19 protein-coding genes are annotated in these 26,974 nt (G+C 69.7%); 3 read left to right on the forward strand and 16 right to left on the reverse strand.

Going from position 1 to position 26,974, the window contains the following annotated elements:
* Positions 1-120: 120 nt before the first annotated feature.
* The 5 genes from AC3ETA_RS20120 to AC3ETA_RS20140 form a co-directional block, all read right to left on the reverse strand.
* Positions 121-960: an ABC transporter ATP-binding protein gene (locus tag AC3ETA_RS20120; protein WP_432194289.1), complete on the reverse strand. Its 840-nt coding sequence runs from the start codon at positions 958-960 to the stop codon at positions 121-123.
* A complete protein-coding gene (locus tag AC3ETA_RS20125; RefSeq protein ID WP_432194290.1) occupies positions 957-2,717 on the reverse strand; it encodes a dipeptide/oligopeptide/nickel ABC transporter permease/ATP-binding protein in 1,761 nt (586 codons plus the stop codon). The genes AC3ETA_RS20120 and AC3ETA_RS20125 overlap by 4 nt, the downstream gene beginning before the upstream one ends.
* Positions 2,714-3,655: an ABC transporter permease gene (locus AC3ETA_RS20130; protein ID WP_432194291.1), complete on the reverse strand. Its 942-nt coding sequence runs from the start codon at positions 3,653-3,655 to the stop codon at positions 2,714-2,716. The genes AC3ETA_RS20125 and AC3ETA_RS20130 overlap by 4 nt, the downstream gene beginning before the upstream one ends.
* Before the next feature lie 10 nt (positions 3,656-3,665).
* Positions 3,666-5,222, reverse strand: coding sequence for an ABC transporter substrate-binding protein (locus AC3ETA_RS20135; RefSeq protein WP_432194292.1), 1,557 nt, complete (start codon positions 5,220-5,222; stop codon positions 3,666-3,668).
* Between the two features lie 411 nt (positions 5,223-5,633).
* Positions 5,634-6,641: a LacI family DNA-binding transcriptional regulator gene (locus AC3ETA_RS20140; protein ID WP_432194293.1), complete on the reverse strand. Its 1,008-nt coding sequence runs from the start codon at positions 6,639-6,641 to the stop codon at positions 5,634-5,636.
* Positions 6,642-6,885: 244 nt separating this feature from the next.
* Here AC3ETA_RS20140 and AC3ETA_RS20145 point away from each other — a divergent pair, with 244 nt between their 5' ends.
* From AC3ETA_RS20145 to AC3ETA_RS20155, 3 genes are all read left to right on the forward strand, one after another.
* Complete coding sequence (locus AC3ETA_RS20145; RefSeq protein WP_432194294.1) at positions 6,886-7,662, forward strand: alpha/beta hydrolase; 777 nt, start codon at positions 6,886-6,888, stop codon at positions 7,660-7,662.
* Positions 7,659-10,301 (forward strand): family 78 glycoside hydrolase catalytic domain, encoded by a 2,643-nt coding sequence (locus AC3ETA_RS20150; protein ID WP_432194295.1) that lies wholly within the window; start codon positions 7,659-7,661, stop codon positions 10,299-10,301. The genes AC3ETA_RS20145 and AC3ETA_RS20150 overlap by 4 nt, the downstream gene beginning before the upstream one ends.
* Before the next feature lie 100 nt (positions 10,302-10,401).
* Positions 10,402-12,669 (forward strand): glycoside hydrolase family 3 C-terminal domain-containing protein, encoded by a 2,268-nt coding sequence (locus tag AC3ETA_RS20155; RefSeq protein ID WP_432194296.1) that lies wholly within the window; start codon positions 10,402-10,404, stop codon positions 12,667-12,669.
* Between the two features lie 407 nt (positions 12,670-13,076).
* Here the strand turns inward: AC3ETA_RS20155 and AC3ETA_RS20160 are convergent, their stop codons facing one another.
* The 11 genes from AC3ETA_RS20160 to AC3ETA_RS20210 form a co-directional block, all read right to left on the reverse strand.
* Positions 13,077-14,441 carry a GH1 family beta-glucosidase gene (locus AC3ETA_RS20160; RefSeq protein WP_432194297.1) on the reverse strand — a complete coding sequence of 455 codons (1,365 nt, stop codon included), beginning with the start codon at positions 14,439-14,441 and terminating at the stop codon, positions 13,077-13,079.
* A 1,261-nt stretch (positions 14,442-15,702) separates the two neighbouring features.
* Positions 15,703-16,620: a hypothetical protein gene (locus AC3ETA_RS20165; protein ID WP_432194298.1), complete on the reverse strand. Its 918-nt coding sequence runs from the start codon at positions 16,618-16,620 to the stop codon at positions 15,703-15,705.
* A complete protein-coding gene (locus tag AC3ETA_RS20170; RefSeq protein WP_432194299.1) occupies positions 16,617-18,722 on the reverse strand; it encodes a PEP/pyruvate-binding domain-containing protein in 2,106 nt (701 codons plus the stop codon). Before AC3ETA_RS20170 ends, AC3ETA_RS20165 begins: the two co-directional genes overlap by 4 nt.
* 13 nt (positions 18,723-18,735) lie before the next feature.
* Positions 18,736-19,470 carry a DedA family protein gene (locus tag AC3ETA_RS20175; RefSeq protein ID WP_432194300.1) on the reverse strand — a complete coding sequence of 245 codons (735 nt, stop codon included), beginning with the start codon at positions 19,468-19,470 and terminating at the stop codon, positions 18,736-18,738.
* 5 nt (positions 19,471-19,475) lie between these two features.
* Positions 19,476-20,300, reverse strand: coding sequence for a hypothetical protein (locus AC3ETA_RS20180; protein ID WP_432194301.1), 825 nt, complete (start codon positions 20,298-20,300; stop codon positions 19,476-19,478).
* Positions 20,297-20,443, reverse strand: coding sequence for a hypothetical protein (locus AC3ETA_RS20185; RefSeq protein WP_432194302.1), 147 nt, complete (start codon positions 20,441-20,443; stop codon positions 20,297-20,299). Before AC3ETA_RS20185 ends, AC3ETA_RS20180 begins: the two co-directional genes overlap by 4 nt.
* Before the next feature lie 142 nt (positions 20,444-20,585).
* Positions 20,586-21,287 carry a TetR/AcrR family transcriptional regulator gene (locus tag AC3ETA_RS20190; RefSeq protein ID WP_432194303.1) on the reverse strand — a complete coding sequence of 234 codons (702 nt, stop codon included), beginning with the start codon at positions 21,285-21,287 and terminating at the stop codon, positions 20,586-20,588.
* Between the two features lie 342 nt (positions 21,288-21,629).
* Positions 21,630-23,174 carry an MFS transporter gene (locus AC3ETA_RS20195; protein WP_432194304.1) on the reverse strand — a complete coding sequence of 515 codons (1,545 nt, stop codon included), beginning with the start codon at positions 23,172-23,174 and terminating at the stop codon, positions 21,630-21,632.
* A 71-nt stretch (positions 23,175-23,245) separates the two neighbouring features.
* Positions 23,246-23,848, reverse strand: a complete 603-nt coding sequence (locus AC3ETA_RS20200) for a TetR/AcrR family transcriptional regulator (RefSeq protein WP_432194305.1) — start codon at positions 23,846-23,848, stop codon at positions 23,246-23,248.
* An 806-nt stretch (positions 23,849-24,654) separates the two neighbouring features.
* A complete protein-coding gene (locus tag AC3ETA_RS20205; protein ID WP_432194306.1) occupies positions 24,655-26,589 on the reverse strand; it encodes a glycoside hydrolase family 3 C-terminal domain-containing protein in 1,935 nt (644 codons plus the stop codon).
* Positions 26,589-26,891, reverse strand: coding sequence for a hypothetical protein (locus tag AC3ETA_RS20210; RefSeq protein ID WP_432194307.1), 303 nt, complete (start codon positions 26,889-26,891; stop codon positions 26,589-26,591). Before AC3ETA_RS20210 ends, AC3ETA_RS20205 begins: the two co-directional genes overlap by 1 nt.
* Between the last annotated feature and the right edge of the window lie 83 nt (positions 26,892-26,974).

Here is a 26,974-nt window from a genome sequence, read left to right on the forward strand (position 1 = left end):
TATACCCGGCCGCGGTCGGACGGTGGAGGGCGCTTCCCCTGCTCTGATTCTCGCGCGTCGGTGTGGCCGTGAGTGGGAAGCCGTCGCCTGGAACGGCGCCGACGGCCCGGTCTGGCCGGCTCATCGCGCGGTTGCTTCCGCCTCCATCCGCCTTTGACGGCGCTCGCGTTGCAGGACCGGGTCCGGGACGGGCGCGGCCGCCACCAGTCGCCGGGTGTACTCGTGCCGCGGCCGGTCGCACACGTCGGTGCTGGGCCCCTCCTCGACAATGCGTCCCTGCTGCAGTACCAGGGCGCGCGCCGCAAACTCCCTGACCACGGCGAGGTCGTGCGTGATGAACAGGTACGCGCAGCCGAGCGTGCTCTGGAGCTCGGCGAGGAGTTCCAGGGCGGCGGCCTGCGTGGTGACGTCGAGGGCGCTGGTCGGTTCGTCGCAGATGATGATCTTCGGTTGCCGGGCCACCGCCCTGGCGATGGCGATGCGCTGACGCTGACCTCCGCTGAACTGGGCCGGGTAGCGGTCGGCCGCGTCCTCGGGCAGGCCGACGCGACGCAGCAGATCGGTGACGTGAGCGCGGACTTCACCGGGTGAGCGGGACGAACCGGTGAGCAGGGGCTCGGCGAGCGTCCGGCCCACGGGCAGCGCTGGGTTGAGCGAACCGTACGGGTTCTGGAAGATCGCCTGGAGATCGGTGGACAGCGCTCGGCGCGCAGGGCCGGTGAGACGGGTGATGTCCCGCCCCTCGAGCAGCACGCGCCCGCCGCTGACCGGGGTCAGTCCCAGCACCGCCCTGCCGATGGTCGTCTTGCCCGAGCCCGACTCGCCCACGAGCGCGACCGTCTCGCCGTGACCGACCTCGAGTGACACGCTCTCGATGACCGTGGTGGGGGGCTTGCGCAGGCCACGCGAAGGGTAGCGGACCGCGAGGCCGTCGAGTTGGAGTACGGGTGTACCGGTCACGCGGTCCTGCCCTCGGTAGGTGCGATGCTGGGGGTGCTCTCGATGAGTTTCTTCGTGTACGGGTGCTGAGGCCGGTAGAAGATGTCCTCGACCGAGCCCTCTTCCACGATCCGGCCCTTCTCCATCACGATGGCGCGATCGCACGTATCGGCCACCACTCCCAGGTCATGGGTGATCAGGATGATCGCCATGCCGCGCTCGTCGCGCAGCGACCGGAGCAGGTCGAGAATGCCGGCCTGCACCGTGACGTCCAGTGCCGTGGTGGGTTCGTCGGCGATCAGTACCTTCGGCGAGCCGGCCAGCGCCATGGCGATGGCGACCCGCTGGAGCATGCCCCCGGACAGCTCGTGCGGGTGCCTGCGCGCGACGTCGTCCGGGTCGCGCAGGTATACGCTCGTCAGCAGCTCCCGGACTCGTTGCCTGACGGCGTCCTTTCCACCGGACACGGCACCGGTGCGGCGGATGACCTCGGACAGCTGGGAGCCGACGGTGAAGTGCGGGTCGAGCGCCACCATGGGTTCCTGCGACACCAGGGCGATCTCGCTGCCACGGATCCGCCGCAGCTCCCGCTCCGGCAGGCCGGTGATCCGGGTGCCGGCCAGCCAGGCCGAGCCGCCCGTCACCGCCCCGTTGGGGGCCAGCAGCCCGAGCAGCGACAGACCTGTCACCGTCTTTCCGCTACCGGACTCGCCCACGAGACCGAATATCTCACCGGCCTTCACCGTGAAGCCGACGGAGTCGACGACGGTGCGCGGCCCTTGCGCCGTGGCGAAGGCGATCGAGTAGTCGCGCACGGCGAGCACCGCGCCCTCCGACTGCCTGTCCGAGGGCTCACCGGCGGCCTCGACGGGCGCCGCGGAGATCGGCCGCCGCGGTCCGCCACCGGTTCCGCGCCTCCGGTCCTCCTGGAGGTCGCGCAGCCCGTCGCCGAGCAGGCCGAAGGCGACGGACATGATTCCGATCATGCCGCCGGAGACCAGGAGCAGGTAGGGGTTCTGCTGCATGACCTGCGCGGCCTCCCCCACCATGCCGCCCCAGCTCGGGGCAGGCGCGGGGGTGGCCAGGCCGAGGAATCCGAGGCCGGTCTGGACGGCGAGGGCGATGCCCGAGAAGAGGCACAGCTGAACCAGCAGCTGTCCCACCAGCCCGGGGAAGATGTGACGACCCATGATCCGCGCCGGGCTCAGCCCCGACACCTTGGCGGCATCGACGAACAACTCCTCACGCAGCGCGATGCACGAGCTGCGGATGATCCGGGCGAGGCCCGCGGAAGCGAGGACACCCAGCGTGACCATGGCGGCGGCGTTGCTCTGGCCGAAGATCGCCAGGATGGCCAGCATGAGGATGATCGCGGGAACCGAGAGCATGACATCCAGCACGGCGACGATGACTCGGTCGGTCCAGCCCCGCAGATAGCCGGCGAGGATGCCGAGGGTCATGCCCAGGACGGCGTAGACGAGCACGGCCACACCCACCCCGAGCAGGGCCGGCCGCCCTCCGTAGAGCAACCGGCTCAGCACGTCACGGCCGAGTTCGTCGGTCCCCAGCGGATGGTTCGCCGACGGACCGCCGCGCGCCTGGAGCAGGTCCTGCGCCAGCGGCGGGTGCGGTGCAAGAAGGGGGGCGAGGATCACGGCGGCGGTGACCAGCACGATCACGGCGAGCGCCGCGGCCGTGAGGGGACGGTGCCAGATCCCGGCCAGGGGGTTGGCCCGTGTCCGCGGTGACGTGCTCACGGGCAGATCTACAGCGGTCATTCCACACGCACCTTCGGGTTAAGGAAGCTGTAGAGAACGTCGACGACGAGGTTCACCACGATCACCATCACGGTGAAGGTGAGGGCGACGCCCTGCACGACCGGCAGATCGTGCTGATTGGTCGCCTCCGTGACCGTCGTCCCCAGACCGGGCAGGGTGAAGACGTTCTCTACGAAGACTGTGCCGGGGACGAATGCGATCATTGTGAGGCCGACCGCGGTCACCACCGGCAGCCCGCAACCGCGCAGAGCGTGCTTCCAGATGATGGACGACCGCCCTACCCCGGAGGCGCGCAGCGTTCTGATGTAGTCGAGGCCGAGAGTGGTCAGCATCGCGTCGCGAGTGACCTTCGCGATCATGGCGACCCCGCCGATCGAGAGCGCGACCACGGGCAGCACGAGGCCGGCAGCCCACTGCCCGGGTGACTCGGCGAACGGGGTGTACCCGGTGGCCGGGAAGATCGGGAACCTGACGGCGAACAGGGAGACGAGCATCAGCGCGAGCCAGAAGTTCGGCAGGGCACTGCCCAGCAGCGACACCACGTCGGTCAGCCGGCGGCTGAACCGGCCGCGCGTGGCGCTGTAGACCCCGAGAAGTACGCCGACCAGGGTCGACAGCCCGGTGGCGCCGATCACCAGTGCGAGGGTGACCGGCAGCCGTTGGTTGATCGTCCCCAGCACGGATTCGCCGGTGAACAGCGAGTCTCCGAAGTCACCTCCCAGGACGTCGCGCAGGTAGAGCCAGTACTGTGCGGCGATCGACTGATCGAGATGGAGCGTGGCTCTCAGCGCGTCGTACTGCTCCTGTGTCGCGTTGATGCCCAGGATCGTTCGTGCCGGGTCTCCCGGCACAAACGACTCCAAGACGAAGGTGATCGCCGAGACGATCACCAGGAGCGGAATCGACAGCGCCAGCCTGCGGAGAATGATGGGAAACATCGGTTCCTCGTCAGCGGGTGGTCCACACGGTGTTGGAGTTCAGCTGGGCGCCGCCCTCCGGGAACTGCACCCCGCGCAGCTTGCTGTTGAACATGATGATGGTGTCCGTACCGGACACCGGCAGGGCGAGCGCGTTCTGCGTGATGACGTCGGTGAGATCCTTCGCCGCCTCCCCGCTGGACTGCGGGTTCGACTTGGCGAGCCGGGCGTACGCGGCGTCGACGTCGGGATCGGCCACGCCGAAGATGTTCATGATGCCCGTCTTGGTGAACCCCGGCTGCTGTGCGTAGAAGTTGGCATCGCCACCTTGGCCAGGGGAGAGCACGGTGGCCGCGTACTTCTTGGACAGCAGGTCGTTGATCCAGCCGCCGAAGTTCGTGGCGGCCCTCAGCTTCAGCGTGACACCCACCTTGGCAAGCTGGTCCTGCACGGCCTGGACCATCTTGGTCGTCGAGGGGTCGAACGACCCGTAGTTCACCGGGATGGTCAGGCCCTTGCCGTAGCCCGCCTCCTTCAGGAGCTTCTTGGCCTTGGCGGGGTCGTAGGGGTACATGTCCGCGGCAGCGGAGCTGTAGCCGTCGTAACCGGGCATCGCCGGCTGGGAGACCGGTGTCCCATAGTCGCCGTAGACCGCCTTCGTGATCGCGGAGCGGTCGACGGCGAAGTTCAGTGCCTGCCGGACCCGCACATCGGCCAGTCCCTTGACGACGGTGCCCGCGCGGTCGAGCAGGAACAGGCCCGCCCACGTGGTGGGCTTCTTGAGCGTGGTGATCGACTTGTCGCCCTTGACGGTCGGCGCCACGTCCGGGGTGCCGTACATGAGGTCGATCTGCCCGGACTTCAGTGCCTGCACCTGCGAGTTGACGTTCGGCATCACCCGGACGGTGATCTTCTTGAAGTGGATGGCGTCCTGGTCGTGGAAGTTCTTGTTCGGGACGTAGACGTAGTGGTCGCCGGAGACCGACTGCTGGGCGCTGTACACGTACGGTCCGGCGCCGAAGGTCGCCGAAGCGAGCTTCTTCGGGTTCTTCAGCCCCTCCGGGCTGATGATGGCGCCGCCCAGGAACGCGGGCGTGAAGAGCGCCCCCATGTCAGGGTTCGGCGTCGGGCTGCTGATCACGACGGTCGAGTCGTCCGGCGTGGAGAAGGTCAGAGGACGGAACCAGGCACCGCCGGGTCCGCTGCCCTTCACGAAGTACTTGATCGAGTCGACGACGGCGGTGGCCGTGACCGGCGTACCGTCGGCGAACTTCACGCCCTTGCGCAGGCGGAGCTCGAACTTGGTGTTCCCCTTGCCGACATAACCCCACTTTTCGGCCAGCCCGGCCCCCAGGGTGCCGTCGGCCTTACGGGTCAACAGCGTCGCGTAGGCGGGCTCGACGTAGCTCAGGAAGGGCCCGACAGCGGACTGGGCGGGGTCCAGGCTGTTGGGCGCCGAGGACAGGGCGATGGTCAGGTCCACCGGACCGGCGCCGGCGTTGTCGTTGCCGTCCCCGCCGCCGCAGGCGGCGAGCGCGAGCGATGCCACGACGGCGAGCGAGGTCTGGAGGACGGTTCTTCTCTTCATCGAGATCTCCGTGAGGTCGGGAAGGTTGCGGAGCCGGGGATGGAACCGCGGCCGCGGTGAGGGCATGGGCAACGGGGCGAACGTCGTGGATCGGATCAAGCCACCGAGGTGGACGGGCCGGGCGTCGGGCGGGCACTGGGTGACCGCCATGGCTGAGCGGAGTCCCAGAAGGTTCCGCCGCGGGTTGAGGCAGGTTCCCGGCGCGACAGCTGCTGGAGGTGACGTCGACGCAAAGGCGTCGTCCAGCGTGTGTCACACCAGAGTCGTTACTTACACCTTTAAGCGAATGTCCGTAAACTAACTGTGTCGCCTTCGTTGCGCAAGAGGTTCACGGAAGGCAGTCGCGGTGAAGCAGACAGCAGGGGCACGGATGTGGCCGGTCAACCGGTGCGACAGCGGACCGGTCACGGGTCAGGTGGACGCGCGAATGTGAACCCGCAGCGGGTCCTGGATGGGATCGGTGGGGACCTGCGCCCCGTCGAGGGTGTCGACGATACGGCGCGCCAGGCCCCGCGCGATGACCTCGGTGTCGCGGAGGATCGTGGTGAGCGGCGGCTGGGCCAGCGCCGCGCCGGGAATGTCGTCGACGCCGATCACGGCGAGGTCCGCCGGGGCCCGCAGCCCGAGTGACCGCAGGGCGGCCAGAATGGCCAGGGCGACATCGTCGTTGAACGCGCAGACGCCCGTCACCGGCGGATCGGCGGCGAGCCACGCCTTCACCGCCTCGACGGCACCGTCCGGCTCGACGGGGACGGTCCGGACATCCGGCTCCGGGAGGCCGAGTTCGGCGCACACCTCGCGCACGCCGTCCAGTCGCGGCCGGGCCAGGACACCGAGCCTCGCCAGGTCCGGACAGGCATAGCCGAGCCGACGGTGCGCACGGCCGAGGTAGCGGGCCTGCGCTGCTCCGATCGGCTCCTCGGACACGAGGGGAGATCCATGGCCGCTCCGCACCGAGCCGTGCACTGCCATGACGACTTCGATTCCCGCGGCCCGCATGGCGCCGGCCTCGGCCTCCGGGAACGCGTCCAGCGCCAGAACCGCCGCCGGCGTCAAGGCTTTCCAGACCTCCCGCAGGGGCCGGGCGGGGTGAGCCGCCGAGTGCACGAGAAACGTGAGCTTGTGGTCGGCCAGGGCGGTGGTCAACTGCTGGACGAGCCGTCCGAGGACGTGCTCGATCGGCCAGTCGGGCAGCAGCCCGAGCACGATGTCCGAGCGCCCCCTGCGCAGTGAGCGCGCCGCGGCCGACGGCGCGTATCCGAGCCGCGCGGCCGCATCCCGCACTCGCTGCCGGGTGGTCTCGGGGATCTTCTGGTGCGGGGAGTCGTTGAGGACGTAACTCACCGTCGCACGGGACACCTTCGCCTCACGTGCGACATCCGCGCTGGTCACTCGCCCACGACCGGTCTTTCCAGTCATGCATCCCCTCCCTCTGCCAGGCCCCTTGCCAAAGCCCGCGGCTGCGGTTAGCTTGAGCCTTCAGCTTACCTACACGTTTAAGTGTCGCGACGCAGTGAGGTTACGTACCTCTTGGATACTGGCCGGGCCTGCCCCGTCATGAATTCCCCTCTCCCTGTCGCCGGTGCTAACCGAAGTGAGGCGCAGCCGCAGCACACCGACCGCCGCACACGCCCGCACTCGACACATCCCGAAAGGCAGCCGCGTGATCCGCCATCACGACTTCCACCACAACGGTCTGACGCTGCGCTCCACCGTGCACATCCCCGAGGGGCCCGCCGGAACCCGTTGGCCGACCGCCGTGTTCGTCCACGGCTTCACCTCCAACCGGCTCGAACTGCCCAACTTCGTCGCCATGTCCCGGCTGCTGGAGGCCCACGGCATCGCCTCGGTCCGCTTCGACCTCTCGGGCCACGGGGAGAGCGACGGTGACTTCTTCGACGTGACCATCACCGGTGAGATCGCCGAAACCCGGGCGGTGCTCCAAGCGGTCCGCACCTTCGACTTCGTCGCCGCCGAGCGGATCGGCCTCGTCGGTATGAGCATGGGAGGTGTGGTCGCCGGTATCGTCGCCGCCGAGGAGCCGGGTATCGGCGCGTTGTGCCTCTGGTCTCCGGCAGCGATCGCCCCCTTCGAGATCGGCGGGGGCCGTCTCAAGGGCCGCAGCCTCGCGGCGGAGATCGAGCAGAAGGGGTACTTCGACGCGGACGGGCACCGGATGAGTCCCGCTCACGTCGAGGACATCGCCGCTCTCGATGTGTACGGGCGGTCCGGCGCGTACACCGGCCCGGTTCACATCCTGCACGGCGACAAGGACGACGTCGCTCCCCTTGAGTACGTGCGCCGCTATCTCGACCACTATGACGGCAACGCGGAGATCCAGATCGTGGAAGGCGCGGACCATGCCTGGGGCTCCGTCCCGCACCGCACCACGCTGCACCAGTCCACGCTGCGATTCCTCCGGAGGCACCTCCAGTCATGACGACGCCGAACCTCGAGGCACTCCGTACGACCGACGCCGCGACGACGGTCACCGGGCTCCGCACGGCGGGCGACTCCGGTCTCGTGGCCACCGCGTACGCGCGGCCTCGTCTGTCGTGGTCGCTGGTGAGCGACCGGCCGGACGTCCTCCAGCACGCCTACGAGATCCAGGTGTCCGCCGACCAGACCTTTGGCGAAGCGGCTTCCAGCGGGCAGGTCGACTCCGGCGTGGTGACGGATCACCCGTGGCCGGCCGAACCGCTGCGCAGCCGGGCGGTTCGCTATTGGCGCGTCCGCGTCCGCACCGACCTCGGGTGGACGGAATGGAGCGAACTCTCCCGCGTCGAGGCAGCGCTGCTCGGCGACAGGGACTGGACGGCCCGTCCCGTCCACGTCCCCAGTGACCGGGGCCGCACCTCCCCCGGCCCCGTGCCGTTGCTCCGCCGGGAGGTCGAACTCCCGGCGGAGCCGGTATCCGCTCGCCTGTACATCACCTCGCTGGGCGTCCACCGCACCACGATCAACGGCCGTCCCGTCTCCGAGGACCTGCTGGAACCGGGCTGGACCAGCTACCCCAACCGGCTGCTCTACGCCACCTACGACGTCACCGACCTGCTCACCGTCGGCCGCAACGCCGTCTCCGCCGCGGTCGGCGACGGCTGGTACCGAGGCCACCTCACCTGGCACAAGAACCGCGACGTCTACGGCGATACCTCCGCGCTGCTCGCCCAACTGGAGGTCACCCTGGCCGACGGCAGCACCGTCACGGTGGGCACGGACGACCAGTGGCGAGGCGGGTACGGCGATCTGCTGGCGGCGGACCTGTACGACGGCTGCGAACGCGACCTCCGCCAAGAGCCCCACGGCTGGCGGCTGGCGGGCTTCGACGACCGCGGCTGGGAGCGCGCCGCCACCCTCCCGCTGCCCTCGGGGCTCGCGCTGCGGGCCCACCCGCCCGTGCGTGTCGTGCAGATCATCCGGCCGGAGTATCGGACACTCCCCAACGGCACGATCGCCGTCGACGCGGGTGAGAACATCACCGGCTGGCTCCGGCTCCGTGCCGACGGTCCGGCGGCAAGCACCGTCACGATCCGGCATGCGGAAGTCCTTGATGACGAAGGCCGCCTGCTGACCAGCATCCTGCGCGGCGCGCGTGCGACCGACCAGTACACCTTGGCCGGCGACACGGCGGACCTGGAGCCGGAGTTCACGTTCCACGGCTTCCGGTACGCGGAGATCGACGCCTCCCCGGGCGTCACGATCGGACAGATCGAGGTGGTCGTCGTGGCCAGCGATCTGCGCCGCATCGGTGAGTTCCACTGCTCCGACGAGCGCGTGAACAGGCTGTACGACAACGTCGTCCGCTCCCAGCGCGGCAACTTCCTCGCCGTCCCCACGGACTGCCCGCAGCGCGACGAACGGCTCGGCTGGACCGGCGACATCATGGCCTTCGCCCCGACGGCCTGCGCCACGTTCGACAGTCGCTCCTTCCTCGACAGCTGGCTCACCGACCTCGGCATCGAGCAACGCCCGGACGGCGCGGTCCCCCTGGTGATCCCCGATGTGGACCTCGGGGACATGCCGCCGACCGAGCTGCCGTTCGCTGGCACCGCCGCCGGCTGGGGCGACGCCGCCACCGTCGTACCCGCCGCCCTCTTCGAGGCCTACGGCCGACGCAGCGCACTCGACCGCCACTACGCCACGATGCGCGCCTGGGTCGAGTTCACCGCCGATCACCTGGACGACGACGGGACCTGGAGCGGCAACGCGCAACTCGGTGACTGGCTCGACCCGGCCGCCCCACCGGAGCACCCGGAGCGCGCCACCACCGACCCCGGCTACGTCGCCACCGCCTTCGTCGCGCACAGCGCCCGCCTGCTCGCCGGAGCGGCCCGCGAACTCGGCCGTGCCGACGACGCCGAACAGTACGGGGCCCTGCACCGCCGCACCGCGGAGGCCGCCTGGCGCAAGTGGGGCGACCACGCCCGCACCACCCAGACCGGATGTGCGCTCGCCATCGCCTTCGGGATCGCACCCACCACGGAGCGGACCGCTGTGGGCGAGGCTCTGGCCGCCCTGGTCCGCGCCAACAGCGGGCGCATCGCCACCGGCTTCCTCGGTACCCCGTTCGTACTGCCCGCCCTCACCAGCACCGGCCATACAGCCGAGGCGTACCAGCTCCTGCTCAACACCGAGTGTCCGGGCTGGCTCTACCAGGTCGGGCGCGGCGCCACCACCATGTGGGAGCGGTGGGACGCCATCCGCCCCGATGGCACCATCGACACCGAGAAGGCCGGCACGATGCTGTCCTTCAACCACTACGCCTACGGCGCCGTCGCCGCCTGGCTCTACCGGTCCGTCGCCGGACTGCGGGCCGCCGAGCCCGGTTACCGCACCATCGAGGTCGCTCCCCGGCCCGGCGGCACGCTCACCGCCGCCAGCGCTTCGATCGCCACCCCTTATGGAACCGCGTGTGTCTCCTGGTCGATCAGCGGGGGAACTCTCACGGTGAACGTCGACCTGCCGCCCGGCACAACCGGACGGTTCCTCCCCCCCGACGGCTGGCGCTCCACACAAGCGGCCGGCGGACTCGGGTCCGGAAGCCACCGTCTGGTCCTGCGGCAGGACACAAGGTCGTGAGCCACACCGCAGCCGTCACGCGCTGCTGGACGACCTCGGCGTCCTTCAAGTGCGCGACGGCAGCCGATTCTCATTCCTCACCCACCCAAGGATCCGCACCATGGCGACCAGCCACGATCACGGCGCAGACGAGCTGAGCCTGGACGAGAAGACCGCACTGCTCTCGGGGCGGGACATGTGGACCAGCAAGCCCGCCGAAGAGGCCGGGATTCCCACACTCGTTCTGAGCGACGGTCCGCACGGCGTCCGGCGCCAGCGCATGGACTCCGGCCTCGGTCTCTATGACAGTCATCCGGCAACCTGTTTCCCGCCCGCGGTCGCGCTGGCCTCCAGCTGGGATCCGGAACTGATCGGCCGGGTGGGAGAGGCGCTCGGCCGCGAGGCGCGGGCGCTCGGTGTGGACGTCCTGCTGGGGCCCGGCGTCAACATAAAGCGCTCGCCGCTGTGCGGCCGCAACTTCGAGTACTTCTCCGAGGACCCGCTGCTCAGCGGCGTGCTCGGTACGGCCCATGTGGCCGGCGTCCAGAGCCAGGGCGTGGGCGCGTCGGTCAAACACTTCGCGGCCAACAACCAGGAGACCGAACGGATGCGGGTCAGCGCCGACGTCGACGAGCGCACCCTGCGGGAGATCTATCTCCCGGCATTCGAGCGGATCGTGGTGCAGGCCCGCCCGGCGACCGTCATGTGCGCCTACAACAAGGTCAACGGCACCTACGCCGCCGAGAACCGGTGGCTGCTCACCCAGGTGCTACGGAAGGAATGGGGCTTCGACGGGCTCGTCGTCTCCGACTGGGGAGCCGTCAACGACCGCGTCGCCGCGCTGATCGCCGGCACCGACCTGGAAATGCCCGGCACCCATCGCGACACCGACGCGGAGGTCGCCGCCGCGGTCCGCTCCGGAGAACTGGACGAGACCTTCGTCGACACCGCCGTCGCCCGCCTGCGCGGCCTGGCCGAGCGGGTCCGCGCCCAGGCCGGCCCCATGACGGTGGACCACGACGCGCACCACCGGCTGGCCCGCGAGGTCGCCGCCGACTCCCTGGTACTGCTGAGGAACCGCCACCAGACCCTGCCACTCGCTCCCACCGGCCGCATCGCCGTCATCGGAGAGTTCGCCTCGGCCCCGCGCTACCAGGGCGGCGGCAGCTCGCACGTCAAGGCCACCGGCGTCGACAGCCCGCTGGAGGAACTACGAGCCCTGCTGCCCGAGGCCAAGGTCGACTTCGCGCAGGGTTATGACACCACCGGGTCCGCGGATGCCGGGCAACTGCGCGAGGAGGCCGTCGCACTGGCGGGCCGGGCGGAGACCGCCGTACTCGTGATCGGCCTGCGCGAGGCCGACGAGTCCGAGGGACTCGACCGCGAGCACATCCGCCTGCCCGCCGAGCAGGTGGAGTTGGTGTCATCGGTGGCCCGGGTGGCCCGCCGTGCGGTCGTCGTGCTCCTCAACGGTGGTGTGGTGAGCCTGGAGGACTGGCACGACGAGGTGGACGCCGTGGTGGAGGCGTGGCTGCCCGGGCAGGCGGGCGGCGGTGCGATCGCCGACGTGCTGACCGGACGGGTCAACCCGTCGGGGCGACTCGCCGAGACCATCCCGTTCCGACTCGAGGACACCCCCTCCTTCCTGAACTTCCCCGGCGAGCAGGGCCACGTCCGCTACGGCGAAGGTGTCATGGTCGGCTACCGCTACTACGAGACCGCCGACGTCGCCGTCCGCTACCCCTTCGGCCACGGACTGAGTTACACCACCTTCGAGCAGACCGACTTCCAGGTCACAGCCACCGGCCCGGACACCGCCACGGCGAACGTCACGGTCACCAACACCGGCGACCGCTTTGGCAAGCACGTGGTGCAGGTCTACGTCGCCGCGCCGCAACGCCCGGTCAGCGGCCCGGCCCGGGAACTGCGCGGCTTCGCCAAGGTGGCTCTCGCCCCGGGCGGGAGCACCACCGTCGAGATCACCCTGGACCGCCGCGCCTTCGCCTACTGGGACATCACCCGCGACGACTGGACCGTCGCCGCCGGGCGGTATCAGGTGGAGCTCGCCGACAACGCCCACGACGTCGTCACCTCCGCCCCCCTCGACCTGGCGGGCGACGACCTGCTGCGGCCGCTCACCCTCGACTCCACGGTCAGCGAGTGGTTCGGCCACCCGACCGTCGGCCCCGCCCTGACGGCGGAGATGATGTCCGGGCTCCCCCAGGAGGAGGCCGACGCGGCCGCGGACGGGAACGCCGACGCGCTGCTCATCCTGTCGTCCATGGCGATGCGTCAGTTCGTCGGCTTCCTTCCCCGGCCGGTACCGCATGAGGTACTGGAGCGGCTCATGAAGATGAGCGAGACCCGTCCGGAACCTGCCGACACCTGATCACCATGCGCTCGGCCCGGGTAACGGGCCTCACCGACCGCGGCCCGCCGTGCCCTGACACACGGCGGGCCGCTCTCATGGGCCGAGCACCGTCGCCGCACCCGCAGAGCCGTGGCTCGGGAAGACGGGGGCAACAGGTTCGCTGTTCAAGGTGAACGCGAGGGGCGTCGGCCGCTCATGCGCGAGCCGACGCCCTGGTCCTCGTCCGGACTGCGCGGAACGCTGCCGTGCCGCAGCGTCATGCCTGGCTTGCCTCCTGGTCCCCCGGCCAGTGACGGATGGGCCCTGCTTCCGGGCTGGCGCCGGAAATGCCGCGCCGGCGCCGTTGTCGGGCATCCCCGCGTGACTGTGGCTCCTCGGCCGTCTGGTCGAGGAGCCACAGGTTCCGCGGCGGTACGGCGGAGCGCTCAGACGTCGAGTTCGCGGCGCGCGATGACGTCGCGATACCAGTCGAACGAGGCCTTGGGCTTGCGCTCGAGGGTGTCGGGGTCGACGTGGACGATGCCGAAACGCTTGCTGAAGCCCGCGGACCACTCGTAGTTGTCCAGGAGTGACCACAGGTAGTAGCCGCGCACATCGGCGCCCTCGTCGATCGCGCGGGCTATCCATTCCAGGAAGCCGCGCACGTAGCGGATGCGGTCCTGGTCGTCGAACGGGTCGGCACCGTCGGCGTCGACCGTGCCGTTCTCGGTGATGTACATCGGTCCGGTCCAGCCGTATTCGTCGCGTGCCAGGTTGATCGCGTCGTAGACGGCCTTCGGGTAGAACTCCATGCCGTTGTCGAGGAAGTTACCGCCCGGATGGGTCTCGCGATCGACTTCCCACCACTTCTTGTCCTTGTCCTTGGCGCTGACGACGACCCTGGAATAGACGTTCAGACCGAGATAGTCGACCGGGGAGGCGATCAAGTCCAGGTCACCGTCGCGAACCTCGGGCATGGTTCCCTCCCGGGTGAGGCGTTCGAGGTTGCGCTCGCTGTACCCCTTCTTCAGAAGCAGGTCGAAGAAGAACCGGAAGGCGTCGTCCTCGCACTGGTCCGCGAAGGCCGCGTCGGCGGGTTCCCCGGTGGCGGGGTGGTGCTTCCAGACGTCCACCACGATTCCGATCTCGGATCCGGGTGTGCCGATCTCCCGGAAGGCGCGCACCGCCTCACCGTGGGCGAGGAGCGCGTGGTGCATGGCCTGCTTGCCCAACCGGGCGTCCGTGTGGCCGGGCGCGAACAGACCCATGCCGTACCCCACCCAGATCGCGATGGGCTCATTGAGCGTCGCCCAGTGCGGCACCCGGTCCCCGAACTCCTCGAACGCCAACGTGGCATAGTCACGGAACCACTGCGCGACGTCGCGGTTGGCCCAGCCGCCGCGGTCCTCGAGTGCCTGAGGCAGATCCCAGTGATAGAGGGTGACGTTGGGGGAGATCCCGGCGGCGTCGAGTTCGTCGAAGAGGCGGTGGTAGAAGTCGATGCCCGCGCGGTTCACGGAACCGGTTCCCTCGGGAAGGAGCCGGGGCCAGCTCAGCGAGAGACGGTAGGAGTCGACTCCGAGGTCGCGCATCAGCGCGACGTCCTCACGGAACCGGTGGTAGTGGTCGACGGTGACATCGCCCGGGATGTCCAGGTGCACCTTGCCCGAGGTGTGTCCGAAGGTGTCCCAGATCGAGGGACCCTTCCCGTCCTCGTCCCAGGCGCCCTCGATCTGGAAGGCACTGGTGGCCGTGCCGAACACGAAGTCCCTGGGAAACACGATTCGGCCTGCGGCAGGGGAGTTGCTCATTGCTGTGGTCTCCTGCGTCTGCGCTTCGGTCGGCGTCATGACGACGCCGCGAACGTCAGGCGCTTGGTGTGGTGTGGCGGACGCTGCTTCTTCTGGGGTTGCTCGCAGCTCAGGTCGCTTGTGTCGACGACTGCGGGGCAGGACCGGGGCGGGGCCGGGTGCGGCCGCCACCAGGCGTCGGATGTCGCGAAGGACCGTCCTTCCCTGGCGCGTCGGATCCGGCTGGGACGAGTGGCCGGGGCACCGATCTGGTGCCGGTCGGCCAAGTCGACGGAGTGGCGGATGACGAATCGGGTCAGAAGCCGGATGCGCTGGTGACCAGGACCCGGTCGTTGCCCGCGCCGTGCGGCGTCGAGGCACGCTTTCCGGTGTCGAAGCACCCCGGCGGGATCGGCGAATGTCCATCCCCCGGAGTTGACCGCCCGCGTACCCAGACACGGACACCGGCGCATGGCTGACGGGCCGGCCGTTACCGACTTCGTCGCCTGCCGTCACCGGGACACCCGCTCCGACTCCCGGACCCGTGACCACGACACCGGCGTACAGCGAAACGGCGCTCGCCGCCACCCGGAGCAACACAACGCCGACCGTTTGGAGCGACAGCGAGAGCGTGAGGTCTCCCCAGCGGCCGGACCAGGTGTCCTCGGCAGCCCCGGCAGGGACCTGACGGTCCCGTGCGACCGCCGACGGCGATTCCTGAGGTCACCCGGGCGGCGGGGTCCGGGTAACGGGCCATGACGCCGGGACCGCGGTGTTCCAGGGCCTTCGGGGTGGTTCTCGGGTTAGACATGGGTCCTCTTCGTCGAGTACCGGTGATGGGGACGATGGGGGGACCTGATGGGGCGGCGCCCGGCCGGAGCCTTCGGCCTCATGGTCACGGACTGCTACTCACTCGCTGCACTTAAACGTGTAGGTTGTCGGGTTCGAAATCTAGCCCGCAGCCGCGGGCTTTGACAAGAGGTGCGCCGAAGGGGGCGCAGGGGAAGCAACGGGGGACAGGCTGGTGACCAGTGAGGATGTCGCGGGGGACGCCGGGGCTCGCGCGCCCGGCCAGGGCTCGGCACGGCCACAGAGGTCATGGCCGGGTTCCCTCTTCCGAGGCCGACGCCGTGGGTGCGGGAACCGACATTGTCATGGCGGTGCACGGCTCGGTGCGTCGGCCTCGCGGAGCCGGATGTCCGCTCGTCAGTGAGCCGGGTGCGATGGGACGGTCCCACGGCTCCCGGCTCCCGGCTCCCGACTCCCGGCTCCTGACAGACATTCAGCTGCGACGTTCGGCCTGTCCTTCTCCGAGGACGACGGCGGACGTGCGGTTGGTGTTGGCGTCCTGCAGGCAGCCGCGCAGGCGCATCACGTCGTGCGGTGGCAGGGCGGGGCGGATGACGGCGGTGTAGACGCCGTCATCCATGCGGTTCAGCGTGGCGTTGTCGTTCGTTGCGGCTGTGGAGCGCTGGCAGGTCTCCCACAGGTCGGTCGCGGCGAGTTGGACGGCCTGATCGCTCTGGTCGCCGTAGGTCTCGACACGGAAGACCATGGTGGTGACGGCCGCTTCGGGGGCTCGTTCGGGCCGCGTCTGGGTCGCGTCCGCCAGAGCGGACCACAGCAGCGGCACCAGAAGCAGACCACCGACTCCCGTCGCGACGGCGAGCGCCTTGCGGCCGTTGCGGGCCGGCGGTACGGCCGGGCGGGTCTCCAGCGGTACGGCCGCGGTGACCGGTGGGGCCGTCAGCGCCGCCAGGCGTCCGGCCAGGCGGCGTTCCGCACCCGGTCGCCCCGTGGCTCCGGCCACCTTCTGAATCACCATGGCGATCCCGGACAGGGCCGCGCCCGCCACCATCAGCACCGGGACGAAAACGAACGTGCGGTGGGTGCCGTTCAGTTCCGTCAGGTCGGTCGAGGAGAGCCAGTTGAAGCGGTTCAGCGCAGGGGCACGGGTCTGTTCCAGCCGCTGGCGCACCTCTTCCACTCGGGCGTCGGACTGCTCGATTCTGTCCTCCAGCCGGGAGAAGCGGGCGAGCAGCAGCACGGTGGCGAGGAAGACCTCGACGACGATGAGCAGGGCCGCGGAGATCAGGGCGCGTTGCCATTCCCAACGGGTCAGGTAGAGCACGGTGTAGTAGCCGGCGTAGACGGCCGACAGGCCGCCGAAGGTGTAGCCGACCAGTCTGATGGCCTTCATGCCGCCGACTCCTCACGTGTCGAAACGAGTTCAGGTGTACCGCCAAGGGTGTCGCTGACGGTCACTTCCCCGGTCCCGCCGTCAACGGTCAGAGACGTTCCGGCAGGGAAGCGGTCGACCGCCGCGGATACGCCCACTGCGGTGGGGACCCGGTATTCGCGGGCCAGCACCGCGAGGTGGGACAGAGCACTGCCGGTCTCCGCTACGAGCCCGGCCAGACCGGGCAACAGAGCGGCGAGGGCAGGGTCCAGGGACCGGACCACGAGCACGGGGTGCTCAGGCCGCGCGCCGTGTCCGTCCCAGGCCGTGCCCGTGCCGAAGCCGCCGCCCGCCCCCTGTCCCTCTCCCGAGGCCCGGTGTCCGGGCGGGAGTTGAGCGACCGGGTGACCGTCGGCCAAGCGGAACGCGGCGGGCAGCGGACCCGTGTCCTCGCGGGGCAGCCGCTCCGCGAGGTCGGCCGGCGTTCCCCCGCCGTCCGCCGCCCTGACCAGTTCCTCCCAGCTGAGCAGCACCAGCCGGGACGACTCCGGCCCACACTGACCGGCGTCGAGCCGCTGTGCGAGTTCGCGCACCATCTGGGCCTGCATCTCCTGTACCCAGCGAATGCGCAACCTGAGGCCTTCCCGCAGCGGCAGCGCGCCCACACCTCGTGGTGCTGTGGACCACCCGATCTGTGCGGGCAGCGGCAGGCGGTCGCCGAGGGTGGGAGGCAGCAGGGCCAGCAGCACGGGATGGCGTTCGATCAGTTCCTCGTCGCTCAGGCCACGCGCGCGTCCCTCCGCCAGTTCCGCGAGCGCCTCCCCCGCCGCGGTGGCGCCGGTGCCCGCGCCGAGCAGCGCGCCCGCCAGGGACTCCTGGGCGTGCAGGGACGACAGGACCTGCCGGCCCCAGGAGATGGCATCCAGCACCTGGCCGCTGAGCATCTCCCGGGGTGGGGCGAAGTCGGCCAGTTGCCGGTCCACGTCCGCCATGAGATCGACCGCCAGCAGCGGAAGCGCCGAGCGCAGTCGGCCTGTGCGCCAGGCCGCCGACGCACGCCGTGCCCCCGGCGCCGGGTTGATGAAGTCCAGGACCGGGTGGGCGGACGGTACGGCGCCCAGCAGCCGCAGATCGGCGGCGGCCCGACCCTCCACCGTGGTCACCAGCGGGAGTCTGCGCAGCCGATGCCGCGATGCCGCCCCGGCGATGTCGAGGGCGACGGTGAGGCCGTGGGACATCGGAGTGACCCACAGGTCCTCCTCCAGCGGCTGGAGCACCCCGGGCAGCGTCTCGGCGACCGGACCGGGGCCCAACAGGCGTGCGCCGCGCGGCGGTCGGGCGGCCATGGCGGTGATGGGCCGGGCCTGGAACAGCCACAGTTTTCCGTCGGCGTCGAAGCCGAACTCCATGTCCTGGGGCCCGTCGAACGCCCGCTCGGTCTTCTTGGCCAGGTCCACCAACTTCACCCGCCGCCGATGGGACAGGAGCCGGTGGCCGCGTGCTTCCGCCGGGTCAGTGCGCACCAGGCGGGCGAGGCGGGTCAGTTGGTAGCGTACGCCTTGCATGCTGCCGTCGACGAGTTGGTGCGGCCCACCGAGCACCGCGCTGACGAGGATATGGTCGGTACGGCCCTCGACCGGGTCGGCGCCGAACATCACACCGCCGACGGCCGCGCTGAGCATCGGCTGTACCAGCACCGCCATCCCGTCTTCCTGCGGCAGGCCCTCCGGTGGGCGCAGCGGCCTGACCCGTCCGGCCGAGTCGAGGACGATCTGCACCGCGATGGCGAACTCCTCCCAGCCCCGCACGTCCAGCAGCGACTCGAAGCGCCCTGCCATGGAGGAGTCCTCGGTGTCCTCGTGCGCGGACGAGGAGCGGACGACCAGCGGCCGTTCCTGCCCCTTGGGGCCGGCCAGCGCCCGCCAGGCGGAGCGCACGGCGTCCTCCCCGGCGGCCGCCCAGGGGGCGCGCTCCGTCGGCACCAGGACGAACCCCGGCAGCACGGGCAGCCCTGCCACTGCGGCACGGGCCAGATTGGCCGCTTTCGCTCCGGTGACTGCCGCGTCCTTGGCGTGTTCGGAGTCCAGCGGTACGACCGCCAGTTCTGCACCCTCGAATCCCATGGGACTGCTCCTTTCAAGAGGTGGACTTTGCAGAGGTGGGGAAGACGGGCACCGGCTCTTGTCGGGGGCGCCGATCTTGTTCGGGACGCTGAGTCTGTTCTCGGCGGGGAACCTCACCCGACGCCGCCTCAGGAGACGGCGTCCGCGCGCTGCCGCGACGGCGCTTGAGGATCCGTACGACCATCAAGAGCGCCCCGGCCAGGGCGGCGAGCCCGGCCAGACCGATCAGCCCGGCCGAGTGCAGCAGTTCGGTGACGGCGGCGCCGGCGAAGTAACCGAGAAGCACGTTGCCGATGCCCCAGACCAGCGAGGCGAGAGTGCTGAAGAGGAAGAAGCGGCGATACGGCATACCGGTCGCCCCGGCGGCGAAGGGAAGGAAAGTCCGTATGAAACCGACGAAGCGGCCCGTGACCACCGCCGCTCCGCCATGACGCGTCAGGAAATCATGAGCCCGGCCGATCCGGCTGTCGGGCCGAACCCGGCGCATCAGTCGGGCGTTCGGACGTCGTCCGTACCAATGGCCCAGGGCATAACCGAGACTGTCGCCGGTCATGCCACCGGCCACGACGAGGGCGGCGAGGAGCACAGGGTCGAGATCTCCTCGGCCCGCGATCGCGGACGCGAGCAGGATCACGGTCTCACCGGGCAGCAGCAGACCGATGAAGGCGCTGGTCTCACCGGCCGTCACGGCGAACACCACCAGGTACGACCACCATCCGGCCGCCTCGATCAGGCTCCCGACGTCCATGGCCGTCAGCCCGCCTGCCGCAGTGGTACGGGCTGCGAGGTGACTCCCGGCTCCGGCCCTCGGGCACGGTTCCGGAGCGACACCACGCGGCTCGGTGACTCACCGGCACTCGCCGCGGCCGGGGCTCTGCGCGGCTTCCCCTCTTCCCGGTCCCGCAGGCGCCCTGTGGCGAACCACGCCAGGAGCGGTACGACCACCGACGACAGCACCGCGAGCCATGTGCGGTCCGTCGTCGATACCGCGGCCGTTGCCGCGGTCAGCGCGATCAGCGACGCGGCGGCCCGCGACCAGGTCTTCGCCGTGGTGGCGACCACGGCGAGCGCCATCAGCAGGTACCAGCCCGCACTCACACCGGGCAGCGCCAAGTAGTCACGGATCAGGGACGTTTCACCCGCCTGCCATCCCCCTGTCACGGCGACCACGCCGAGACCGGCCGCACCGGACAGCAGCAACGCGGTGGCAAGGCGCACATAGAGCCTCTGGTCCCGCCGGGCCAGCCAGAGCAGGCTCAGCACCAGCAGGGGCACTGGGGCAAAGGCAGCGATCCAGGTCAGTGCCTGTGCCGCGGCGTGCGCGAACGCCACCGTCCTCTCCGCGACGGCGGCCCCGTAGGGGCTCAGACGTCCAGCGGCGGACGACATCCAGTCGGCCTCCGCGAAGGACTCCGAACCGGCGGACAGGGCGAGGAGGGCGACATACGCGAGCAGAGCCGCCACGACGCCGCCAACCGCGCAGAGCGGGATGCGGACCTCCCGGGGCGCGGTCCGCCCGGACGCGGACGTGCGCTGTGTGCTGCGGCTGCGAGGGACGCAGGAGACGACGCAGCTCACCGGGAGACTCCGGTACTGGGCGCCACGCCACTCAGGCGCTGCGTCCTGGCCGCTTCCCAGAGCGGCACGACGCGGTCGGACTTCTGCTTCGCCGTGCTGAGCGAAGGGGGTGTGCTCTTGCGGAGCGATATGGACTGGTTCACGGCAGCCTCCTGATCAGTCAGGGGCGCGCCTTCAACGGACGCGCCGGCTATGCGTGTTCACTGATGAAAGCCAACCGGACCATACCCTCCACTTATTTCCGCCCTCTTGAGTGACTTAGCCCACTCGCTGGCGGTTTCTGTGTCAGTGGTCGGTCGACCCTTCGGGATCGGTCGGTCGCAATCCCTTGGCCTGTGCGTACTCGCGCTTCACACGATCGGTCTGCAGAGGCGTCGGTGCGGCGGGCAGCGGCCCGTTACTCCCAGGTCGGCAGGAGTCCAGCAGAAGCGCCACCAGGCGCCGCCAGGCGTACGGGGCGGCACAGCGGGTCATCTGGGTGACAGCCCCGTTGGCGATGAGGAAGAGGAAGAGATCCTCCGGAACGAGGTCGTCCCGGACGGCCTCGGCTTCCTGCGCCCTCAGCAGCAGGTCGGCCAGGGCACGGGACTGGGATTCGCACACTCCCTCCAGCGCGTCGGAGGCGGGCATTCTCAGCAGGAACAGCTCGCCGAGGCCCCGGTCGACCGCCATGGCGCCGCAGAGTCGCTCGAAGTAAGTGCTGAATCCGACCCACGGATCCTCGCAGCGCAGGGCCTCCTCCCCAATGGCCGCCACCTTCGCGAGTTCCTCTTCGAAGACCGCCTCGATCAGGGCCACGCGGCTGGGGAAGCGCCGGTACAGGGTCCCAGCCCCCACCCCGGCACGCTCCGCTACTTCGTCCAGAGGTGCGTCGACCCCCCACTCCTGGAAGATCTGCCGCGCGGCCTCCAGGATGCGCTGCCTGTTCCGCAGAGCGTCCGCGCGCAGCGTTCGCCTGACGTTCGGTGTGCTTTCCGTTGCTGCCATACACCCACACTATCAACCGGAGAATATCCTCCGCTTGCCATGCTTCGACACGCTCAAGCTGGTAGCGGGTGGCGGGTCCATGGCGACCGGCAGGTGCCGAGGGGTCGGTCCACTCGACTCCGCGCCGCCGGCCACGGAGAAGGCGTTCCCGGGTCAGAGGCGCGGCTCGGCCGGTTTCGGCGATGGCGGAGCCTGCCGCCCGCACGACCGTGGCCGGCCAGCTCTTGTCGTCAGCCATGGTTCCCCCCTCCACCGTCACACGTAGGGCGTCTCGCACTGCTTGGCATCGTCTTGCTGCTCTCCCGTGGGTGGCGGAACAGGCGCCCGCCACCCACACGGAGGTCACATGTGTACGGTCGGCGCGGCGTCGGCGTTCTCGTCGATCACGGGCTTGCCGCGCCGGAACAGCAGTGCGGTGATGACCATTCCGGCGGCGAAGAACCCGGCCGACCACCAGTAGGCGGTGGAGTAGCTTTCGAGCATGGCGTTGGCCTGCACCACCTTGTTGGTGGCGTCCTTGCCGACGAGGAAGTCGGTGGCGGCACTGGCGGCGAGCGTATTGAGCAGTGCGGTGCCGATCGAGCCGCCGATCTGCTGCATCGTGTTGACCGCGGCCGATGCCACCCCCGCGTCCGCAGCCGCGACGCCGGCGGTGGCCAGGCTCATCGCAGGGGGCATCACGATGCCGAGACCGAAGCCGAAGAGGAGGGTGGGCGGCAGGACATCGGCGGTGTAGCTGCTGTCCAGGCCGAGGGCGGTCAGCCACACCAGCCCGACCGCGGCCACTGCGAAGCCCGTGGGGATGACGCTCTTGGGTCCGATACGCGGGATCAGCACAGTGGTGGCAAGCTGGGCGCCGACCATCAGTGCGGCGATCATCGGCAGGAAGGCCAGGCCCGTCTTGACCGGGGTGAAGCCGAGGCTGAGCTGAAGGTAGTAGGTGAGGAAGAGGAAGACACCGAACATCCCGATACCGGTGGTGAGCAGGGCCATGAAGGCGGCGCCGCGATTACGCTCAAGCAGGACGCGCAGCGGGAGCAGCGGGTGCTCGGCCTTGGTCTGCCACCAGGTGAACACCGCCAGCAGCAGCGTGCCGGCAATCAGGAAGCCCCAGGTCAGCGGAGAGCTCCAGTCATGGGACTCGGCGTTGGAGAAGCCGTAGACCAGGCCGAACAGACCCGTGGTGACGAGAATCGTGCCCGGGACATCGATCCTGGGAGTGTTGGCCTCGCGCTTTTGGCGCCGCAGGAGCAGCATGCCGCCGATGAATGCGGGCGCGGCGATGGCCAGGTTGACATAGAGGGTCCAGCGCCAGTCCAGGTACTCCGTGAGCAACCCGCCGAGCAGCAGCCCGACCGCCGCGCCCGACCCGGCGATGGCGCCGAAGATGCCGAACGCCTTGGCGCGTTCCTTGGCGTCGGTGAACGTCGTGGTCAGCAGCGACAGCGCGGCAGGCGCGAGCAGGGCGCCGAAGATGCCCTGCAGACCGCGACCCACGACCAGCACCTCGAAGCTGGTGGCGGCGCCGGCCAGCGCGGACGCCCCGGCGAACCCGGCCACCCCCACGAGGAAGGCGATCTTGCGGCCGACGAGGTCCGCGATGCGCCCGCCGAGAAGCAGCAGACTGCCGAAGGCCAGGGCGTACGCGGTGACGACCCACTGCCGGTTGCCGTCGGAGAACCCCAGGTCCTGCTGCGCCGAGGGCATGGCGATATTCACGATGGTCGCGTCGAGGACGACCATCAGCTGGGCGAGGGCGATGACGGCCAGGACCCACCATCGATGCGGCGAAGCTCCGGTGACCGGCGACCGGGGCTTGCGGTGTGCCCCGTGAGGCCGTGTCGCTTCGACGGGATCGGTGACGTCGGTAAGCGTGCGTGAAGGCATGGCGTAGCTCCAAGTGGGCGGGTGTAGCGGGAAAGCCGGGTGGTCGATCAGGAGTCGAGAAGCCCGGAGACTCAGGAGTGCGTCAGGGCGGGCAACAGGACGTGGTCGATGAAGCGGGTCATGTAATCGGCGTCGGCGTATGTGCCGTCGAGGATCGGGCGGGTGGTTGTCACACCCAGGAGCAGCGACGGCAGGAAAACCGCCGCAGCCGGCCACTCCGCCAACTCGCCGCGCTCGACGGCCCGCTCCACGATCCGGGTGAGATGGGTGACCTCGGGATCGATCAGCGCCTCCCGCAGGGCGCGCACGAGGTCCTGGTCGACCAGGCAGGCATGGGAGAGCGCCGCGAAGATCTGCGTGTCCTTGCGCGACCCTTCGGAGATCTGGGTGGCCAGGGTCATCAGGTCACCGCGCAGCGAGCCGGTGTCGATACTCTCCACGCTCACCGGCCGCGTGACATACAGTGCGGCGGCGATCATCTCCGGCTTGCTCCGCCACTGCCGGTACAGCGTGGCCTTGCTGCACCGCCCTCGCGTCGCGACCGCGTCCATCGTCATGGCCTCATAACCCACCTCGCGCAGCACCTCGAGCGCGGTGTTCAGTAGCTCGACCTCCCGGTCGGGCGTCATGCGCGGGCGACGGACCGGAGTCTGGCTGCTGCTGTCGGTAGGCATGAACCCCACTCTCCTTAGTACGGAACGGTTCCGTACTAAAAGCATAGGCCCGAGTCCGGGAGAAACGCAAGCGTTCTATAGTTCGGGATGCGGGGTACGATCGAAAGGAGCAGGTAGACCGCGTGCCGCACGAGCACTGGGCCACCCCGGACGACCGGATCGCACGCACGCGACGTGCGCCGGCCGACCGGGCCCAAGCCGACCGAGCGTTGGCGTCCCGCCGAGTGGTGTAGCCGATCAAGCTGACGGAATCCCCGAGTCGCGGGCCGAAGCGCCACCGCCGGAGGCCGTGTTGAGGCTACCCGGGCCGGGACCAGCGGTGATCGCACGACTGCTGGCTGCGGCACGTACCAGACGGCTCCAAAGCGGAAGCAACGGACCGTGATCGGCTACACCACGCCCGGGGACACGACCGACCGAGCCGCACTGGCCGGTCGGCGTCGGTCGATCCGAGACACTCGGCCGAGACCTGCCGCATGCTGCCCGCAAACCGTCCGGAGCCCTCGCCACGTCGGACTGATCCAGAGTCGTGGGGTGCGCGGAGAGTGTGCCGCGACGACGGCCGAACGACTCAGCCGACGCCGACAGAGGGAACACCTCTACGCGAAGGCCCTCTTGTGACGGCTGCGCCCGCGAGAAGCAGTCGGTGGATAAGCCTCTGTTCGGCGCCTCGCGGAACTGCCCTTGGCGGTGGCTGCCGCAGGCCCGTTGCGCACAAGGGCCCGTGGGGAGCGGTGTCAGGCCCGCTCCCCACGGGCTGCTTCAGGGTGGCTGCGCGGCGGTAGTCGGGGCGACGGCCCTGAGCATCACGTTCCGGCCGCGCGGCGCGAAGCCGTGGTGGAGTGGGTCAGGTAGACCCTCCGCCCGGTGACGTCGGCGGTGTCGCCGACGACATCGAGGCGGCTTCGTAGAGGGAGTGCGCTCGACGAGGGGCCGGCAGAGATCCACATGGGTCCCGGGTCCACTACCCATCTGCTGTTCAGAGACACGTGGGCCAGCAGACGGATGTCCAGCGCGAACGTCACCGTCGCTTCTTCACCTGGGTGGAGTTCCAGCCGATGGAACCCTGCGAGTTGGAGCGCCGGTCGGGAGATGCCGGGGGCATCCTCCTCGACGTAGAGCTGGACGAGTTCGACGCCGGAACGGTCACCGGTGTTCTTGACGGTGACCGTGACGTCGACCGTACCGTCGGGAGCGACCGACGCGCTGCTGAGCGTGAGGTCGGAGTAGGTGAACCGGGTGTACGTGAGGCCGTGGCCGAACGGATAGAGCGGTAGTGCCGTCTCGTCCACGTATCCGCCGTGTGGATCGCCTTCGCGGCGGCGGTACCCGCTGCCGAACCGCTGGACGACGTGGATGGGGACCTGTCCGCTGGAGCGCGGGATCGTGTAGGGCAGGCGTCCTTGCGGCTCGGCCGCACCGGTCAGGACGTCCGCGACGGCGCGCGTTCCGAACTGCGAGCCGTAGTATCCGAGCAGGATCGCGTCGAGTTCGGGCTCGACGTCACCGAGGACGACGGGTCGGCCGGAGAAGATCACGCCGACGGTCGTCCTGCCAAGCGCGGCGATCTCGTGCGCGAGCCGGCGTTGCACCTCTGGCAGCCCCACGTCGGCGGCGTCCGCACCTTCGCCCTCTGTTCGCTTGGTGAAGAACGACCGGGCCAGGCCACCGAGCGCGAGGACCACGATGTCGGCGTCCCGCGCGGCCTCGACGGCAGCGGCGATGTTCTCGGCGCCGTCGGTGATCCCGCACCCTTCGGCGACGATGACGTCCGCGCCGGGGAGCGCGGCACGCAGGGCGCCCGACAGCGTCTGCCGGCGCGTCAGAGCGGCCATCTCGCCGATCCCGGCGGTGTCCCAGGTGGCTGCGAGAGGGATCGCGGTGGGAAACGAGGTGAAGGTGGGCGCGTTCACGCCGTTGAGCGCCTCGATGTGCATGATCGCTGGAATGCCCAGCCGGGTGTTCTGCACCAGGTGGCGCTGTACCTCGTTGTTGAGCCGAGCGAGTGCGGCCGCGTTCGCCGGGAAGCCGCCCATATGCGGTTCGACATAGCCGATGCCGTTCGCGAGCTTGGCCGCGGCGACCTCCGGGCGGATTGCCCTTGGCGTCGAAGAGCACCGTCGGTATGACTGAGGTGAGTTGGGCGACCTCTCCCGCATGGTCATCCGGCCGAGCAACTTGATGTCCAGCCCCGATCCGAGGGAGCAGCGGGTCCTGGGTGCTCGCCGGTGCGTCGGGGCGGACTCCCGCACGGCCTGCATCGAGCGCGGCAGTTCGACGGGGAGTCGGCCCCGGGGGGCGACGCGGCCAGTGAGGGCGGCGAGCAGCGCATCGTCCGAGACGCCGAAGGTCACCGTCAGACCGGCGAGCGCGTCGAGGAGCGGGGTGAGGATGGCGCGGCGGTCCAGCGCTACGTTCACGATGAGCGGGACGTCCTGGGCGATCCTGCGCAGCCGGTGCACGAGGCCGGGCGGCAGTTCGAGAGACCCCTGGTGGAAGTAGGCCTCCAGGAACAGGTCGTCGCGCGGTTCGAATGGCGCGTCGATGCGAACGATGGCCAGATGCGCCTCTTGTGGGGTCACTGCGGGTTTGAAGGTCTTGGCGAGGACCTCCGGATCGATACCCTCCGCGTACACCCTCCTGCCCTGGGCGACGGGAAGAACCGGTGTGCCGTCGACCACGGAGTTCTTGAGGACGGTGACCGATCGGGCCTGCGCCTCCAGGGCGACGGGTCTCGGCATTACCGACGACGGCCTCGGCGGCGTCCTCGTCGACGGAGGGGTCGTCGAAGAGGCCGAGCCGGAACTTGACCAGGAGGACGCCCCGCCGACTCGTCGATCCTGCTCTCCGCGACGACTCCGTTCCGCACCAGCTCGAGCAACATGTCCGTGCACTGCTCTCCGCCGAACTGGTCCGCGCCCGCGTCGAGGATCTTGACCAGGCGCTCGCGGGTGTCGAGGTCCTCGACGCCCCAGGCACGGGCGGGCAGGACCTGGTCCCCGACGAAGTTGTCGTTCACTAGCTCCCAGTCCGTGAGGATCACCCCGTCGTAGCCGAGCCGCTCGCGCAGCAGCCCGGTGAGGATCTACTGTTGTACCCGAACCCGACTTCCTCGACCGGTACGCC

This window comes from Streptomyces sp. bgisy027, from assembly GCF_057710365.1.

Coding starts and splice junctions, on each gene's coding strand:
- AC3ETA_RS20125 (WP_432194290.1), bottom strand. CDS start 2,717: ATGACCGCTGTAGATCTGCCCGTGAGCACGTCACCGCGGACACGGGCC.
- AC3ETA_RS20130 (WP_432194291.1), bottom strand. CDS start 3,655: ATGTTTCCCATCATTCTCCGCAGGCTGGCGCTGTCGATTCCGCTCCTG.
- AC3ETA_RS20135 (WP_432194292.1), bottom strand. CDS start 5,222: ATGAAGAGAAGAACCGTCCTCCAGACCTCGCTCGCCGTCGTGGCATCG.
- AC3ETA_RS20140 (WP_432194293.1), bottom strand. CDS start 6,641: ATGACTGGAAAGACCGGTCGTGGGCGAGTGACCAGCGCGGATGTCGCA.
- AC3ETA_RS20150 (WP_432194295.1), top strand. CDS start 7,659: ATGACGACGCCGAACCTCGAGGCACTCCGTACGACCGACGCCGCGACG.
- AC3ETA_RS20155 (WP_432194296.1), top strand. CDS start 10,402: ATGGCGACCAGCCACGATCACGGCGCAGACGAGCTGAGCCTGGACGAG.
- AC3ETA_RS20160 (WP_432194297.1), bottom strand. CDS start 14,441: ATGAGCAACTCCCCTGCCGCAGGCCGAATCGTGTTTCCCAGGGACTTC.
- AC3ETA_RS20165 (WP_432194298.1), bottom strand. CDS start 16,620: ATGAAGGCCATCAGACTGGTCGGCTACACCTTCGGCGGCCTGTCGGCC.
- AC3ETA_RS20170 (WP_432194299.1), bottom strand. CDS start 18,722: ATGGGATTCGAGGGTGCAGAACTGGCGGTCGTACCGCTGGACTCCGAA.
- AC3ETA_RS20175 (WP_432194300.1), bottom strand. CDS start 19,470: ATGGACGTCGGGAGCCTGATCGAGGCGGCCGGATGGTGGTCGTACCTG.
- AC3ETA_RS20190 (WP_432194303.1), bottom strand. CDS start 21,287: ATGGCAGCAACGGAAAGCACACCGAACGTCAGGCGAACGCTGCGCGCG.
- AC3ETA_RS20195 (WP_432194304.1), bottom strand. CDS start 23,174: ATGCCTTCACGCACGCTTACCGACGTCACCGATCCCGTCGAAGCGACA.
- AC3ETA_RS20200 (WP_432194305.1), bottom strand. CDS start 23,848: ATGCCTACCGACAGCAGCAGCCAGACTCCGGTCCGTCGCCCGCGCATG.
- AC3ETA_RS20205 (WP_432194306.1), bottom strand. CDS start 26,589: ATGCCGAGACCCGTCGCCCTGGAGGCGCAGGCCCGATCGGTCACCGTC.